The sequence below is a fragment of the Streptococcus sp. HMSC065H07 genome, from assembly GCF_001837325.1.
In the GTDB taxonomy this organism is placed as follows: domain Bacteria; phylum Bacillota; class Bacilli; order Lactobacillales; family Streptococcaceae; genus Streptococcus; species Streptococcus salivarius_H.
In genome coordinates this window covers 93,641-108,484 of sequence record NZ_KV832015.1, presented here as the reverse complement: position 1 = coordinate 108,484, position 14,844 = coordinate 93,641, and the positions used below count along the sequence as shown (strand labels likewise).

Genomic DNA, 14,844 nt, shown 5'->3' with positions numbered 1-14,844 from the left:
TCTTCAGTCTTTGGATACCTATTAAGACTAAAGTCCTTCCCTTTGGAACAACCTTAAGATGATAAGTACCCGTAGGTAACTCTATCCCCCAAACTTTCCAAATAAAAATCTAGAAGCGAGTACCAATCTTTCTTATTATATCACAATCTAGGGGTGGTTCGAGAAATTTTGTCAAAAAAACGACTACCTAAAGGTAGACGTTTTCGATAGATTACTTAACGTGTTTGGCAAGATCTTTTTGAGCTTTGTCATTAGATTTCGCTCTTTCTTTAAGCCAATCTTTATAAGCTGAGTCGTATTGTTTCTTAGTTACAATATCATCTTGAGATTTAAGATACTTGAAGTAGTATGAAGAACCTTTATCACCAGCTTGAGCATAAGCTCCTGAGAATGGCTTAATACGAGAAATTACAGCAGCTGCACCGTTATAAGTAGTTGTTGGAAGATAGAGGGCACTGTCTGTCAACCATGCTTGAGCTTTTGCATATTTTTCATAACGAGCCTTCAAGTCTGTTGTTTCCTTAGAGGCATCTTCAACCAATTGGTCATATTCTTTAAGACCTACTTTTTGAACCGCTTGACTATTTGGATCGTCATAACCCATGAAGGATTTAGTATTTTCGCTACTTGTCGTTTTCAAGACATCAAGATAAGTTGAAGGGTCAAGGTAGTCAGGGTCCCAAGCCACACCTACTGACAAGTCCCAATCTTCTGCAGCTGCATTTGATGCAGAATAAGTGATGTTGTTAAAATCATCAGCTGACAATTGGTGGATATCAAGCACAACATTATCTTTTCCAAGAGCAGATTCAACAGATTGTTTAATTGATTGTACCTGATTCACAGTAATTTTACTTGATTGATTAACAGGGACATCCAAATGAATTGGGAACTGAACTCCTTCTGCTTGAAGGGCTTCCTTAGCTTTAGCAAACTCAGCCTTAGCTTTTTCTGGGTTATAAAGACCGTCTTGACTATCTGCAAGATTCACACCAGACCACTCATCACCATAGCTTGGTAATTGATCCATTACCATTGTTCCGAAGTCCTTACCATCTGCTTGAACAAAGTCTGGTTTAACAAAGATATTACGGACGGCAGTACTTCCACCTTCCTTACCATTAAGTTGTGCGGCGTAATTTGTACGGTCAATGGCAAAACCTAATGATTGACGGAAATCCTTATTGAGAAGAGCTGTCTTAGTTGATGTCTTTTGCTGGTCATTTTCTTTAGATGTATGACCATATGTTTGACGGTCAATATTAATACCAACACCTTCTACAGCTGATCCAGGTTGCGTATAGAAAATATTATCTTTGTATTGTTTTTCAACTTTGGAATAGTTAGAACTTGTTGGGAATAGGCGTGCTAAGTTGTAAACTCCATCTGTAAAGTTGCGTTCCAAGGATTCTTGGTCTGAACCATCATCATAAGTCAATTTGATATTATCAAAATAGACGTGATCCTTATCCCAATAGTTTTCATTCTTGGTGAACTCAATAGATGACTTCGTTGTCAAAGCCTTAAGAAGGTATGGACCGTTATAAAGAATAGATGTTGGGTCTGTTGACTTACCAAAATCTTTACCTTTAGATTTCAAGAAGTCCCCATTAACAGGCCAAGTAACAGAGTAAGTCAATTTTGAATTCCAGTAAGGCTCTGGTTGGCTAAGTGTATATTGCAAGGTGTAATCATCAACAGCCTTGATACCTACATTTGAAAAGTCCTTGTTGGTACCTGAAAGGTAATCATTCAAACCCTTAACTGAGTTTTGTAGCAAATAGATTGCTTCAGAATTTGTATCCGCAGCATGCTTAAGTCCTGTCACAAAGTCCTTAGCTGTTACATTGGCATACTCTTCACCATCTGAAGTGTACCATTTAATTCCCTTACGAATCTTGTAAGTATACGTCAAACCATCTTGAGAAACAGACCAGTCTTCAGCGACAGAAGGTTTTAAATTCCCATATTGGTCATTTTCAAACAAACCATCAACACCGTTACTAACAGCTGTAGTCATATTTTTCTTGTTTGTAGCAAGATAGTCCAAGGTTGCAGGGTCACTACCATAGACATAATTATAAGTCTTACCAGACGTCTTACTTGATGACGAGCAAGCCGTTAAAACACCTACAGATAACAGGCCTACGGTTGCTAGTAAAAATACCTTACTCTTTTTCATTCATTGCCTCCTTAATTCGCAACGTAAAAAGTTCAAAAATCAATAATTATGTGTATACGCTTAAATTATACCATAAATTCGAAAAAGCAACACTACTTTCTGAATATTTTTTATTTTCTACTCAAATTTCGTGTCTAGAGTAAGAAAAAAACCTATCCGAAGATAGGCTTTTTACTACTCTTACAATGAGTTAGGATCAACTTTGATACCAGCACCTTGTGTAGTAGTGATTGAAAGGTTTGTGATGTAAGTACCTTTCGCTGTAGCTGGTTTAGCTTTTTGGATTGCATCGTTAAATGCTTTGAAGTTTTCAACCAATTTTTCAGTTTCGAATGAAACTTTACCGATGATAGCTTGTACGTTACCTGCTTTATCAGCACGGTAAGTGATTTTACCACCTTTAGACTCTTCAACTGCTTTAGCAACGTCCATAGTTACTGTACCAGTTTTAGGGTTTGGCATCAAGTTACGTGGTCCAAGGACACGTCCAAGACGACCAACGATTGCCATCATATCTGGTGTTGCAACAACAACGTCAAAGTCAAGCCATCCACCGTTGATTTTAGCAACGAGTTCGTCTTCACCAACGAAGTCAGCACCTGCTGCTTTAGCTTCTTCAGCTTTAGCACCACGAGCAAATACAAGAACGCGTTGAGTTTTACCAGTACCGTTTGGCAATACCATTGCTCCACGGATTTGTTGGTCAGCTTTCTTAACGTCGATGTTAAGGTTGTATGATACTTCAACAGTAGCATCGAATTTTGCGAAGTTAGTTTCTTGTGCAAGAGCTACAGCTTCTTCTACGCTGTAAGCTTTTGTGCTGTCGATTTTCTCAAGAGCAGCACGCATTTGTTTGCTTTTTTTAGCCATGTTAATTATTTCTCCTTGTGTAATGTGGTCATAACGACTTTCATCTTCCACGTCACTCAGCGAAGTGAGACGACGTCTGTGGTTTTCTTGTTAACTGAATTAGTCAGTAACAGTGAATCCCATTGAACGTGCAGTACCTTCGATCATACGCATAGCTGATTCGATGTTTGCAGCGTTCAAGTCAGGCATTTTTGTTTCAGCAATTTCTTGTACTTGTGCACGAGTTACTGAAGCAACTTTAACTGAGTTTGGAGTACCTGAACCTTTTTCAACACCTGCAGCTTTTTTCAAAAGAACAGCAGCTGGTGGTGTTTTAGTGATGAAATCAAATGATTTATCTTCATACACAGAGATAACAACTGGGATGATCATGCCAGCTTGGTCAGCTGTACGAGCGTTAAACTCTTTAGTGAATCCCATGATGTTGATTCCGGCTTGACCAAGAGCTGGTCCAACTGGTGGGGCTGGAGTCGCTTTACCAGCAGGAATCTGAAGTTTTACGATGTTTTCGACTTTTTTAGCCATTTTGTAATTTCCTCCTATTGTGGTTTTGGCGGTAAGTAAGTTTTGTTACCTCCCACAAGTATGTTTTTACATACCTTATCTATTATACAGAAATTCTTTTTAGATGCAAGAATTTCTTATTAAGTTTAAGAAAAAATTTACATAAAGGCCTTTTCGAGGTAAAATAGACTTATGATTCTATATAAATTCTTTGCTATAGCATTTTTGATTTTAACACCTATCTTTGCTTTTATTATCCACCGATTCTTTAGTTTAAAATACCTTGGGCTTAATTTTGCTGACCTTACCTTCCCACTTTATTTTATTGAGGTGGTTGCTGTGTCAGCCCGTTTCTTTACCCATAGCTTTTTGCCTTACATCACCATCTTATTATCCTTGGCGGCTATCATTATCACGATTCAGATGCTAAGAAAAACACAGTCTTTCAAGTTTAAACGTTTTCTTAAGTTGTTCTGGCGTATAAGCTTTTTTATCACTAGTCTTTTCTATTTAGGGACCGTGATTCTCATTTTTATCGTTTCTTAAAAACCAGATTAACTCAGCATTTATATTGTGTGCTGAGTTTTTTTATGTCAAACCATGAAAAAAGCAGGTAACCATGCCTGCTTAACTTTTCGGTATTAGGGATGAACTTGAGTCATTCGACCAGTATCTACATCATAAACCGCACCGGAGATGATAACATCCTCAGGGATAAGCGATGACTGACGAAGAATAGCCATATCTTCACGAACACTCTCTTCTACATCTGTGAATGGAAGAAAGTCTTGATCAGACACATCAACACCAAGCTCTTTATTGAGATAGGCGGTAAACTCGTCGTTCTTAAAGGTCTGTGCACCACAATCTGTATGGTGAAGAACTACAATTTCTCGTGTCCCCATCTGTTGTTGAGAAATGACCAAAGAACGAATCATATCTTCCGTCACACGACCACCCGCATTACGCAAAATATGAGCGTCACCTAGGGCCAACCCCAAGGCCTGGGCAACGTGAAGGCGTGAATCCATACAAGTCACAATAGCCACCTTAGTCTTTGGTTTCAAGGGAAGATGGGCTGTCCCGTGGAGGTCAACATAGGCTTTGTTGGCATTGAGAAAGTTTTCAAAATAAGACATAATAACTCACTTTCTAATGAAGAAAATAATTTGACTATCAAATTATTTAAACACTATCTTATCATCTTTTTATTAACTTGTCAGCTATTGAGTTCGCAATATAAAAAAGAGAATAGATGCTAACAAGCATCCACTCTCCTTCAATTTATACTATGAACGTTTTGGTAAGTATCTATTAAGCAAGCCTGCAAAGGTTTGAAGATTGAGACTTTGAACATAAATTTCACCTGTTCCTCTAAAGGTATTCACAACACCCTCTCCTGTCCCAATAGACTGCCAGAAACCATTTTCCAAGTGAATATTGTAATCAAGTGTCTGACTCCAGGCAACGACATGAGCATTATCAATAGTCACTTCTTGGTTGTTTAGCTCAATTTTTTTAATAGAACCGTAGGCATTTGCCAAGAGTGTTCCTTGACCTTGAGTTGTCATCACAAAGAAACCACCCTGACCACCAAAAAGAGCCTTACCAACAGACTGGAGCTCCATCGTATAGTAGGCCGTTCCATCCAATGCTAGAAAGGCACCATCATTAAGTCGGTACTGCTTTTCTCCCAAATAAAGGGGAATGACCTGACCTGGAGAATCAGGTGCCAGGGCTATATAACCATTATTGGACTGTGAGACAACCTGAGTAATAAAACTACTTTCGCCCGAAACCATTGAACGCCCAACGGCTTTTACAAAGCGACCTAAACCTGATCCACTGGCATTTAATTTGGTACTCAGTGTCACATTAGGTGTGTGATATACCATACTGCCACGCTGGATAAAGACTGTTTCACCTTGATTAAGAGATAACTCTACTAAAGGGAATTGCATGTTGCTGTCTGTGAAAAATTGCATAATAAATACCTCCCTATCCTTATGAAAAGTATAGCATTGAAGGTATAGTTTTGCAAGCGTTTCCAAAAAGTGGATTTTTGTTATTTCTTAAGAAAAGACTGTTTTGAGTACTTCTCCCACTGTCGTAACGCCAACCACCTGGATACCTTCTGGAATTTTCATACCATGTAGAGAATTCTTCGGAGCATAGATCTTAGTGAAGCCTAATTTAGCAGCTTCATTAATACGCTGTTCAATGCGAGTGACTCGGCGAATCTCTCCAGTCAAGCCAATTTCTCCTATAAAGGCTTCTTGTGGATTGGTTGGAAGCTCCTTGTAACTAGAAGCAATGGCAACGGCAACAGCAAGGTCAATAGCCGGCTCGTCCAATTTGACACCACCTGCTGATTTTAAATAAGCATCTTGATTTTGGAGAAGAAGGCCACAACGTTTCTCTAAAACAGCCATAATGAGGCTGACGCGGTTAAAATCCAGTCCTGTTGTTGTCCGCTTGGCATTACCAAAGACGGTTGGGGTCACCAAGGCTTGAACTTCAGCTAAGATAGGTCTGCTACCTTCCATTGTTACAACAATGGCAGAACCTGTGGCTCCGTCTAGGCGTTCCTCTAAGAAAACTTGGCTAGGATTTAGCACTTCTACCAAACCACCAGACTGCATCTCAAAAATCCCAATCTCATTGGTTGAACCAAAACGGTTTTTGACTGCTCGCAAAATACGGAAGGTATGATGACGTTCTCCCTCAAAATAGAGCACAGTATCCACCATGTGTTCCAACATACGTGGTCCAGCCAGTTGTCCCTCCTTGGTCACATGCCCAACAATAAATGTGGCGATGTTATTGGTTTTGGCAATCTGCATAAGTTCAGCAGTGACTTCACGAACCTGAGATACAGAACCTTGAACGCCAGAAATCTCTGGACTCATGATGGTCTGAATAGAGTCGATAATGAGAAAATCGGGTTTTATAGCCTCTACTTGGCTGCGAACGGCTTGCATATTAGTCTCAGCATAAAGATAAAATTCGTTATCAATATCACCTAAACGTTCGCTCCGCAATTTGATTTGCTCGGCAGATTCTTCCCCAGATACATAGAGGACAGTTCCCTTGTTAGCTAACTGTGTTGACACCTGTAAGAGGAGAGTCGATTTCCCTATACCTGGATCTCCTCCAATAAGAACCAGGCTACCCGGAACCACACCGCCACCTAGAACACGGTTAAACTCGTCCATGTCAGTCTTTATGCGGGCATAATTAATTGAAGAGACTTCTTTTAATTTAGTAGGTTTGGACTTTTCACCCGTCAAACTGACACGAGCATTTTTCACCTCCTGCACCTCAACTTCTTCCTCAAAAGAGGACCAAGAAGAACAGTTGGGGCAACGCCCTAGATATTTGGGTGAATTGTAGCCACATTCTCGACAAACAAAAGTTGATTTTTTCTTAGCTATGATAATTCTCCTTCTACGTTTACTCCAGCAGAGTGCCACTTATGCAATGTTTTTTGAAATTTCTTCTGGTTGGCAACTCCGACAGCGGACAAATCTACGGAAACCTGATAGTTCTCCTTGATAGCCGCCAAAACGGAAGCCTTAACACAGCCATTGCCATCTACCCCTATAAACTCTATGCTTTTAGCACCATTTCCCTCTAAAAAATCTTTTAAATCTGGATTAGTAAAGCAAGAAGCCCGACGCTTCTCAAAGATACGAGAAGATACAAGCAGCAAGCCGGTCGCAAATTTCTTCTTTCTATCTTTTCTCTCCCAGAAAAAACGATTGAGAATATAGATAACTCGGTCGCTGGGATAGCTAGCAATTTTGTCATTTACAGCTACAATCAGTTCTTCATGATATGCTTTTCCTACAGCAACATAATCTGACTGCATATCGTTTACTAACAAATAATCTGCCACTTTGCTTCCTCTACTGTCCAGTCGATCCAAAGCCACCTGTACGAACACCATCAGCTTCGTCTCCATCTACAATCAAGAAGGGCATAAAGACACCTTGAACGATGCGTTCGCCAACTTCAAGAGTCACGGGCTGATCAGTAATATTTTTCATCTGGGCGAAGATATGACCTTCATTTCCTGGGTTTCCATAGTAATCGCCGTCAATAACACCAACTGAGTTGATCAAGACCAGACCTTTTTTACGAGGGTTTGACGAACGGTCATAGAGATAGAGGACCTCACCAGGTTGCATGTAAGCCTTAACACCTGTTGGGACGAGAACAATTTCCCCAGGAGCAATGACAGTGTTCTCTGCCACCTTTAAGTCATAACCTGCAGCATGAGCTGTCTCACGTTTTGGAAGCAAGTCCTGATTGTTATACGTTGATACGAGTTCAAATCCACGAATTTTTGTCATTATTTTTTCCTTTCGATACATCTATTGACTAATTTTTGTAAAACTAGCCATGCTAGCTTCAGACTTTTAAATCTATCCTATTATAATCTATTCGAAATAAGATGACAAAGGTAATAGTCTAATCACTTTCTCATTAAACGAAGATTGACTTTTAACTGGGAAAACGCTAACATAGTACTAGATATAATACTTTTAAGGAGAATTGTCATGAAATTCATCGGACTTGTTGGTACGAATTCAAAACGTTCAACTAATAGACAATTATTGCAATATATTCAGAAACATTTTGCAGATAAGGCAGACATCGAACTTGTTGAAATCAAAGACCTTCCTATCTTTAACAAACCCGCTAACAAGCAATTGCCAGAAAGTGTCCTTGAAATCGTTAAAAAAATCGATGAAGCTGATGGTGTTATTATTGGAACACCTGAGTATGACCACTCAATTCCTGCCGTTCTCATGAACGCTTTAGCTTGGGTTTCATACGGTGTTTTCCCTCTTTTGAATAAGCCAGTTATGATTACAGGGGCATCTTACGGAACACTCGGGGCTTCTCGTGCACAGTTACAACTTCGTCAAATCTTGAATGCTCCAGAAATCAAAGCTAATGTGCTTCCAGACGAATTCTTACTTTCACATTCCCTACAAGCTTTTGATAGCAATGGTGATTTAGTCGACCTTGATGTCATCAAAAAACTAGATGCTATTTTCGATGACTTCCGTCTCTACGTCAAAATTACTGGTAAACTCTCACATGCTACAGAGTTGCTACATAAAGAAGCTGAAGACTTCGACTGGGAAAGCCTATAGGACAGGAGAATAGAAACTATGAAATTTGTTGGACTCGTTGGAGCAAATTATGACCAATCATATAACCGTAAACTGCTCGAATTTATCAGAAGACATTTTAAAATAAAATTTGAACTTGAAGTTTTGGAAATTGATGAAGTTCCTATGTTTAACCAAGATGAAAAATGGGATGAAAGCTTCCAACTTCGCTTACTTAATAACAAAATTACACGCGCTGACGGTGTTATCATTGCAACACCTGAGCACAACCACACTATCTCTGCAGCACTTAAATCAGTTTTGGAGTGGCTCTCATTCGAAGTGCACCCATTTGAAAACAAACCTGTAATGATTGTTGGTGCTTCATACTACGACCAAGGGACTTCTCGTGCCCAAGTGCATTTGCGTAAAATCCTTGAAGCACCTGGTGTCAACGCCTATACTCTTCCAGGTAATGAATTCTTGCTTGGTAAGGCTAAAGAAGCCTTTGACCTTGAGGGTAACATTACCAATGAAGGCACTGTTAACTTCCTTGAACAATGCTTAGATAATTTTGTCCAATATGTAGGAGTGGTTTCTAAATTGAAAAAACCAAAACCAATTGAACCTGAAGACTTGGATTGTAACAACCCAATCGCTACAACTGTTACCGATGTTGATCCTGACGATCCAGAGTGGGTAGAAAAAGTAGCTGAAATCACTGGTGCGGTATCTGGTGATACCTACGTGAAATTGGACCACGGTATTTTGACGGTTAATCAAATTGACATGTTCCTCAAGGCTATGCCATTTGAATTGACCTATGCCGATGATAACAACCAGTTCCTCTACTACAATAACGCCCATCAAGATCCTGACACTATGTTTGCCAAACGTGTGCCACCTCAATCTGGTAGCCGTATGTCAACTGTTCACGGCTCACTTCCACCAGCTCGTATGAAAAATGTGGAATGGGTTATCGGTACACTTCGTAATGGTAACCAAGAATATGTTCGTACGATTGTTCCAGGGTCACCTGAAGGAGTTATCAATACGCATAACTATCAGGCTATGTACTATGATGATGGTTCTTATGCAGGAATCAATGAAATCGTCTTTAACTTTAAACCATGGCTTGACTGGTATCTCGAAACAACTGGTCAACGCCTTGTCGGAGGAAGCGGTCCTTTTGCACCAGCTGCAGCTAGTCATGGCGGTAGCGACGCCACATCTGGTGCATCAGATGCGGGTGGTCATGGTGGCGACGCAGCCCCAGCCGCAGATGCAACATCTGGAGCATCCTCATATTAAGACTTGGAAAAGTTGGGACAACTGTCCTGACTTTTTTTCATGGTCATCTTAGATTCATTTTCACTCGAGTTTGCGCATTTGCCATGCTCCAAGCCACACATTTTAGAGGTAAACCTATGTCTCAATTTCAAGAAAAAGTATTCGCTGCTTGTGCTAAAAAAGAAGCTCTCTTTGACGAAAGTCTGGGGCGCTATGCCTTGCGCTCTATGCTCGCTGGAGCTTATCTTACTATGTCAACTGCTGTAGGAGTTATTGGTGCTGATGTTATCGCTACAGGTATTCCAGCCCTTTCTCGTTTTGTCTTTGCCTTTATCTTTGCCATCGGACTGGTCTTCGCTCTCATTTTCAATGGAGAGTTGGCTACTTCAAACATGATGTTCCTGACCAGTGGTGCCTATTATGGTAAAATCAAATGGAGCAAGATGTGTACCATCCTCCTCTACTGTACCTTCTTTAATTTTGTCGGTGCCCTTATCTTGGCCTGGTTCTTCAACCAATCCTTCTCTTTCCAACATTTGACTGACAAGAGTTTCTTAGTTACTGCTGTCTCAACCAAGCTTGGAAAAACAGATTGGATGAACTTTACAGAAGGTATTACAGCTAATATGTTCGTTAATATTGCCATCTTGGGCTACATGCTCCTCAAAGAAGAATCTGCTAAAATTTTCATTGCTCTATCAGCAATCTTTATGTTTGTCTTCTTGATTAACGAACACTTGATTGCTAACTTTGCCTCTTTCATGTTGCTCGGTTTCAACGGTGTGCGTGGTGCTGTGGATAATTTCACCTTGGCAAATATTCTACGTCAGTGGATAGTCGTTTTCTTCGGTAACTGGATTGGCGGAGGTATTTTCATTGGTTTGGCATACTCTTGGCTCAATAAAACTAAAACACCTCACATTGATTAGGAGACCTCATGCGTCAAAAGACATTCATCAAACAAACCAGTCTAGCTATTCTACTCTATTTTATTTGCCTAGCCCTTGCAGTTGCCATTGATTTAATCTTTTTCAAAGTCAAAAATATGTATCATACGCCTGCTTTAGCTGCTATCTTTGCAGGTTGGGTCTATTTGGGGCTTATCAGAAAAACAAAACAATTTGGAGCTATTACCTGTCTGGGTATCTTTATGTCCCTCTTCTTCTTTGCCTCTGGGCACTTTGTTCTAGCCTTTCTTCCTAGCTTTTTAGCTGGCCTTGTCGCTGATTTTCTAGCTAAGAAAGGGAACTATGAGAATAATAAACTTAATCTACTCTCCTATATGATTTTTTCTCTAGGAAACTTAGCACCCATTATCACCATGTGGCTTGCGCCCAAAGCTTATATCGCACAACTCCTAGCCAAAGGGAAAACTCAAGATTATGTAAATCAAGTTATGGTTCCCTTTACAGGCAGTCATATCTTAATCCTGATTGGAGGAACGCTCATGGCTGCCCTCATTGGAGGCTACATTGCCCAAAATTGGCTGAAAAAATAAATGGCCATCAGCCTTCCTAACAGAGAGTACAAGACAAACATGCTTTTCTTATGTTATAATGAGAAAGAATACAGTCTTTTTCTATTTTGTTAGAAAGGACCTAAAGGGAGACCTAATGATGAAAAAACAAAAAATCGCTGTCTTGGGCCCTGGTTCATGGGGAACTGCCCTTGCTCAGGTACTCAACGACAACGGACACGAGGTCCGTATTTGGGGAAACATCCCTGAACAAATTGATGAAATTAACGAGAAACACACCAACACCCGCTACTTCAAGGATGTGGTTTTGGATGAAAACATTAAAGCCTACAAGGAACTGTCTGAAGCCCTAGATAGTGTCGACGCTGTTCTCTTTGTTGTTCCAACCAAGGTTACTCGCTTAGTTGCTAAACAAGTTGCCGAACTTTTGGACCACAAAGTTGTTGTCATGCATGCTTCAAAAGGATTGGAACCCGGAACACACGAACGTCTTTCAACAATCCTTGAAGAAGAGATTCCTGAGGAACTTCGCAGTGACATTGTTGTCGTATCTGGTCCAAGCCACGCTGAAGAAACTATCGTTCGCGATATCACTTTGATTACAGCAGCATCTAAGGATCTTGAAGTGGCACGCTATGTCCAAGGCATTTTCAGTAATAACTACTTCCGCCTCTACACCAATTCAGATGTGATTGGTGTTGAAACAGCTGGTGCTCTTAAAAACATTATCGCGGTAGGTGCAGGTGCCCTCCACGGTATGGGATATGGGGACAATGCTAAGGCAGCCGTTATTACTCGTGGACTTGCAGAAATTACTCGTCTTGGTGTGAAACTCGGTGCCGATCCTTTGACTTACAGCGGTCTATCTGGGGTTGGTGACCTTATTGTTACGGGAACTTCTATCCATTCACGTAACTGGCGTGCCGGGGATGCGCTCGGTCGTGGTGAAAAACTAGAAAACATTGAACGTAACATGGGTATGGTAATCGAGGGGATTTCAACTACTAAGGTTGCCTACGAAATCGCTCAAGAACTCAATGTCTATATGCCAATTACAACAGCAATCTACAAATCCATCTATGAGGGTGCTGACATCAAGGAATCTATTCTCAATATGATGTCCAATGAATTGCGCTCTGAAAATGAATGGGATAAAAAATAAATAATCTAAGGAGTTCTCATGAAGAATCAAAAAGTCAAAAAAGCTGTCATCCCTGCTGCAGGACTTGGTACACGCTTTTTGCCAGCTACAAAGGCCTTGGCCAAAGAAATGTTACCAATCGTTGATAAACCAACTATCCAATTTATCGTTGAAGAAGCTCTCAAATCAGGCATCGAAGATATTTTGGTCGTGACTGGTAAGTCAAAACGATCTATCGAAGACCATTTTGACTCAAACTTTGAGTTGGAATACAACTTAGAACAAAAAGGTAAGACAGACCTGCTAAAATTGGTTAATGATACTACTGCTATCAACCTCCATTTTATCCGTCAAAGTCACCCACGTGGTCTCGGAGATGCTGTACTTCAAGCCAAAGCATTTGTCGGTAACGAACCATTTGTTGTTATGCTTGGTGACGATCTAATGGATATTACCGATGACAATGCTGTTCCATTAACCAAACAACTTATTGATGATTATGAGGAAACACACGCTTCTACTATTGCGGTTATGCCTGTACCACACGAAGATGTTTCAGCTTACGGTGTTATCGCCCCTCATGGTGAAGGTCACAATGGCCGTTATAGCGTGGAAACTTTCGTTGAAAAGCCAAACCCAGAAGATGCCCCAAGTGACCTTGCTATCATCGGGCGTTACCTTCTGACACCTGAGATTTTTGGAATTTTGGAAACACAAGAACCAGGTGCAGGTAATGAGATCCAATTGACTGATGCTATTGATAAACTCAATAAAACGCAACGTGTCTTTGCTCGCGAATTTACAGGTAAACGTTACGATGTAGGAGATAAATTTGGTTTCATGAAAACCTCTATTGACTACGCCCTCCAACACCCTCAAGTTAAGGAAGACCTTAAAAAATATCTTATTGACTTGGGACACAAACTCGAAGGCAAACCTGAGCAAAAAGACTAATATAAAATCCATCGAAAAATTTTCGATGGATTTTTCATATTATCTAAAGATAGGTAAAACCTATAATAGTCACTAAAAGAATAATATAAGTTAAAAGAGCTGTAGAACGCCAACCCCTACTAAATAAGCGACTTTCAACCTTGTTGGCCAAAAAGATAGCTGCAAGAGCACCTCCAACTAAACCACCGAGATGGCCTGTAATCCCAACACTAGGTGTAAAAAGGTTGAAGATTAAGTTAATAACAATCAAAGCCAAATAATTACGGCCTAACTGATTAAGCAAGGGGCTGTGACTGTAATAACCAAGAATCACAACAGCCGCAAAAAGTCCAAACAAGGATGTCGAAGCACCAGCTGCAATAACATTAGGCGTAAAAAGTAAGGTAAAGGCATTTCCCATAACACCAGCTAACAAATAAAGTCCTAGAAAACGTGGAGTCCCAAAAATCTGCTCAGCCATTTTCCCCATAAAGTAAAGAGTAAGCATATTAAATAGAAAATGCTCAACACCTATATGCACAAAAATTGGTGTTACAAGACGCCAAAGGTTCAAGGGACTGTACTGAACAAACGCACCGTACATAGCTCCCATCTTAAAAAGGCTCAAAGGCGAGGTCGCTTGAAAGCCATTTAAAAGATATTGACAGATAAAAGTCAACGTCGTAAGCCCCAACAATAGATAGGTTGCTGGGTATTTTTTCCACTCATTTACTTGCATGTGATGACCTCCTTAACAGGAATATCATAGCTGTCTGGTTGAAAATCATGTTTCTGACAAGGGTAAACTGTACTCACTGTCGCCCCTTCAAAATCAGACAAATAGCGATCATAATAACCCGCTCCATAACCAATACGGTAACCTTCAGCATTGAAGACTACTCCTGGCACATGAATCAAATCAATCTCTGATTTTTCCACAGCCAAATCAGACGCAGGTTCCATCAAGCCAAAAGAGGTAGCAACAAGATTATCTGGATCATAATCCACAAAAATCATTCGACCTTGTTTATATGTTTTAGGAATCAAAAGTCGTTTACCATCCTTTAAAGCCTGATTGATTAAAAGACTGGTATCATATTCATGAGGAAAAGACAAATAAGTCGCAATCACCTGAGCCTCTTTATAAGCAGGTAAGGCAATCAATTGCTCCAAAAGATGTTTATCTATCTTAGCCTTAGTCTCAGGTTCTTGTGAAGTTAATTGAGCCAAGACTGTTTTTCTAAGTTCATTTTTCATAGGTTTATCATATCAAAAAATCTACCAAAAGTCAGACTTGGTAGATTTTTTAGCTTTATCGACTCTG

17 protein-coding genes are annotated in these 14,844 nt (G+C 40.1%); 7 read left to right on the top strand and 10 right to left on the bottom strand.

The features are described 5' to 3' along the window. Positions 1-211: 211 nt before the first annotated feature. The 3 genes from HMPREF2637_RS01780 to rplK all read right to left on the bottom strand — a co-directional run bounded on the left by HMPREF2637_RS01780 (position 212) and on the right by rplK (position 3,577). Complete coding sequence (locus HMPREF2637_RS01780; RefSeq protein WP_064523449.1) at positions 212-2,182, bottom strand: peptide ABC transporter substrate-binding protein; 1,971 nt, start codon at positions 2,180-2,182, stop codon at positions 212-214. 180 nt (positions 2,183-2,362) lie between these two features. Continuing rightward, positions 2,363-3,052 carry a 50S ribosomal protein L1 gene (gene rplA, locus HMPREF2637_RS01775; protein ID WP_002885800.1) on the bottom strand — a complete coding sequence of 230 codons (690 nt, stop codon included), beginning with the start codon at positions 3,050-3,052 and terminating at the stop codon, positions 2,363-2,365. Positions 3,053-3,151: 99 nt separating this feature from the next. Continuing rightward, a complete protein-coding gene (gene rplK / locus HMPREF2637_RS01770; RefSeq protein ID WP_002885648.1) occupies positions 3,152-3,577 on the bottom strand; it encodes a 50S ribosomal protein L11 in 426 nt (141 codons plus the stop codon). 171 nt (positions 3,578-3,748) lie between these two features. Here rplK and HMPREF2637_RS01765 point away from each other — a divergent pair, with 171 nt between their 5' ends. Next, positions 3,749-4,102, top strand: a complete 354-nt coding sequence (locus HMPREF2637_RS01765; protein ID WP_002885872.1) for a DUF3397 domain-containing protein — start codon at positions 3,749-3,751, stop codon at positions 4,100-4,102. Positions 4,103-4,197: 95 nt separating this feature from the next. Here the strand turns inward: HMPREF2637_RS01765 and HMPREF2637_RS01760 are convergent, their stop codons facing one another. The 5 genes from HMPREF2637_RS01760 to HMPREF2637_RS01740 form a co-directional block, all read right to left on the bottom strand. Then, on the bottom strand, positions 4,198-4,695 hold the full coding sequence (locus HMPREF2637_RS01760) for a beta-class carbonic anhydrase (protein ID WP_064523452.1): 498 nt from the start codon (positions 4,693-4,695) through the stop codon (positions 4,198-4,200). Between the two features lie 150 nt (positions 4,696-4,845). Further along, positions 4,846-5,541: a TIGR00266 family protein gene (locus HMPREF2637_RS01755; RefSeq protein WP_037598509.1), complete on the bottom strand. Its 696-nt coding sequence runs from the start codon at positions 5,539-5,541 to the stop codon at positions 4,846-4,848. Between the two features lie 87 nt (positions 5,542-5,628). After that, positions 5,629-6,990 carry a DNA repair protein RadA gene (radA, locus tag HMPREF2637_RS01750; RefSeq protein ID WP_073686486.1) on the bottom strand — a complete coding sequence of 454 codons (1,362 nt, stop codon included), beginning with the start codon at positions 6,988-6,990 and terminating at the stop codon, positions 5,629-5,631. Beyond that, positions 6,987-7,454 (bottom strand): isochorismatase family protein, encoded by a 468-nt coding sequence (locus tag HMPREF2637_RS01745; protein WP_064525579.1) that lies wholly within the window; start codon positions 7,452-7,454, stop codon positions 6,987-6,989. The genes radA and HMPREF2637_RS01745 overlap by 4 nt, the downstream gene beginning before the upstream one ends. Before the next feature lie 10 nt (positions 7,455-7,464). Then, complete coding sequence (locus tag HMPREF2637_RS01740) at positions 7,465-7,911, bottom strand: dUTP diphosphatase (RefSeq protein ID WP_064523457.1); 447 nt, start codon at positions 7,909-7,911, stop codon at positions 7,465-7,467. Positions 7,912-8,118: 207 nt separating this feature from the next. On the opposite strand from HMPREF2637_RS01740, the gene HMPREF2637_RS01735 reads away from it, so the two are divergent. The 6 genes from HMPREF2637_RS01735 (at position 8,119) to galU (ending at position 13,541) form a co-directional block, all read left to right on the top strand. Then, positions 8,119-8,721: an NADPH-dependent FMN reductase gene (locus tag HMPREF2637_RS01735; protein WP_014635095.1), complete on the top strand. Its 603-nt coding sequence runs from the start codon at positions 8,119-8,121 to the stop codon at positions 8,719-8,721. A gap of 18 nt (positions 8,722-8,739) precedes the next feature. After that, positions 8,740-9,990, top strand: coding sequence for an NAD(P)H-dependent oxidoreductase (locus HMPREF2637_RS01730; RefSeq protein ID WP_064523464.1), 1,251 nt, complete (start codon positions 8,740-8,742; stop codon positions 9,988-9,990). Between the two features lie 116 nt (positions 9,991-10,106). Continuing rightward, positions 10,107-10,898, top strand: a complete 792-nt coding sequence (locus HMPREF2637_RS01725) for a formate/nitrite transporter family protein (RefSeq protein WP_064523466.1) — start codon at positions 10,107-10,109, stop codon at positions 10,896-10,898. Positions 10,899-10,906: 8 nt separating this feature from the next. Beyond that, positions 10,907-11,467, top strand: coding sequence for an MptD family putative ECF transporter S component (locus HMPREF2637_RS01720; RefSeq protein ID WP_002891982.1), 561 nt, complete (start codon positions 10,907-10,909; stop codon positions 11,465-11,467). A 118-nt stretch (positions 11,468-11,585) separates the two neighbouring features. Continuing rightward, positions 11,586-12,608: an NAD(P)H-dependent glycerol-3-phosphate dehydrogenase gene (locus HMPREF2637_RS01715; protein WP_064525582.1), complete on the top strand. Its 1,023-nt coding sequence runs from the start codon at positions 11,586-11,588 to the stop codon at positions 12,606-12,608. Between the two features lie 18 nt (positions 12,609-12,626). Beyond that, positions 12,627-13,541 carry a UTP--glucose-1-phosphate uridylyltransferase GalU gene (galU, locus tag HMPREF2637_RS01710; protein ID WP_002888695.1) on the top strand — a complete coding sequence of 305 codons (915 nt, stop codon included), beginning with the start codon at positions 12,627-12,629 and terminating at the stop codon, positions 13,539-13,541. A 43-nt stretch (positions 13,542-13,584) separates the two neighbouring features. Here galU and HMPREF2637_RS01705 read toward each other — a convergent pair whose 3' ends face one another. Next, positions 13,585-14,259 carry a rhomboid family intramembrane serine protease gene (locus HMPREF2637_RS01705; RefSeq protein WP_064523469.1) on the bottom strand — a complete coding sequence of 225 codons (675 nt, stop codon included), beginning with the start codon at positions 14,257-14,259 and terminating at the stop codon, positions 13,585-13,587. Then, positions 14,250-14,777 carry a 5-formyltetrahydrofolate cyclo-ligase gene (locus HMPREF2637_RS01700; protein ID WP_064523472.1) on the bottom strand — a complete coding sequence of 176 codons (528 nt, stop codon included), beginning with the start codon at positions 14,775-14,777 and terminating at the stop codon, positions 14,250-14,252. The genes HMPREF2637_RS01705 and HMPREF2637_RS01700 overlap by 10 nt, the downstream gene beginning before the upstream one ends. Between the last annotated feature and the right edge of the window lie 67 nt (positions 14,778-14,844).

What these genes read in the sequence shown, in the direction of transcription:
- HMPREF2637_RS01740 (WP_064523457.1), bottom strand. Translation starts at nt 7,911, where the DNA reads ATGACAAAAATTCGTGGATTTGAACTCGTATCAACGTATAACAATCAG.
- HMPREF2637_RS01720 (WP_002891982.1), top strand. Translation starts at nt 10,907, where the DNA reads ATGCGTCAAAAGACATTCATCAAACAAACCAGTCTAGCTATTCTACTC.
- galU (WP_002888695.1), top strand. Translation starts at nt 12,627, where the DNA reads ATGAAGAATCAAAAAGTCAAAAAAGCTGTCATCCCTGCTGCAGGACTT.
- HMPREF2637_RS01760 (WP_064523452.1), bottom strand. Translation starts at nt 4,695, where the DNA reads ATGTCTTATTTTGAAAACTTTCTCAATGCCAACAAAGCCTATGTTGAC.
- rplA (WP_002885800.1), bottom strand. Translation starts at nt 3,052, where the DNA reads ATGGCTAAAAAAAGCAAACAAATGCGTGCTGCTCTTGAGAAAATCGAC.
- HMPREF2637_RS01730 (WP_064523464.1), top strand. Translation starts at nt 8,740, where the DNA reads ATGAAATTTGTTGGACTCGTTGGAGCAAATTATGACCAATCATATAAC.
- HMPREF2637_RS01725 (WP_064523466.1), top strand. Translation starts at nt 10,107, where the DNA reads ATGTCTCAATTTCAAGAAAAAGTATTCGCTGCTTGTGCTAAAAAAGAA.
- HMPREF2637_RS01755 (WP_037598509.1), bottom strand. Translation starts at nt 5,541, where the DNA reads ATGCAATTTTTCACAGACAGCAACATGCAATTCCCTTTAGTAGAGTTA.
- HMPREF2637_RS01705 (WP_064523469.1), bottom strand. Translation starts at nt 14,259, where the DNA reads ATGCAAGTAAATGAGTGGAAAAAATACCCAGCAACCTATCTATTGTTG.
- HMPREF2637_RS01765 (WP_002885872.1), top strand. Translation starts at nt 3,749, where the DNA reads ATGATTCTATATAAATTCTTTGCTATAGCATTTTTGATTTTAACACCT.
- HMPREF2637_RS01780 (WP_064523449.1), bottom strand. Translation starts at nt 2,182, where the DNA reads ATGAAAAAGAGTAAGGTATTTTTACTAGCAACCGTAGGCCTGTTATCT.
- rplK (WP_002885648.1), bottom strand. Translation starts at nt 3,577, where the DNA reads ATGGCTAAAAAAGTCGAAAACATCGTAAAACTTCAGATTCCTGCTGGT.
- HMPREF2637_RS01735 (WP_014635095.1), top strand. Translation starts at nt 8,119, where the DNA reads ATGAAATTCATCGGACTTGTTGGTACGAATTCAAAACGTTCAACTAAT.
- HMPREF2637_RS01700 (WP_064523472.1), bottom strand. Translation starts at nt 14,777, where the DNA reads ATGAAAAATGAACTTAGAAAAACAGTCTTGGCTCAATTAACTTCACAA.
- HMPREF2637_RS01715 (WP_064525582.1), top strand. Translation starts at nt 11,586, where the DNA reads ATGAAAAAACAAAAAATCGCTGTCTTGGGCCCTGGTTCATGGGGAACT.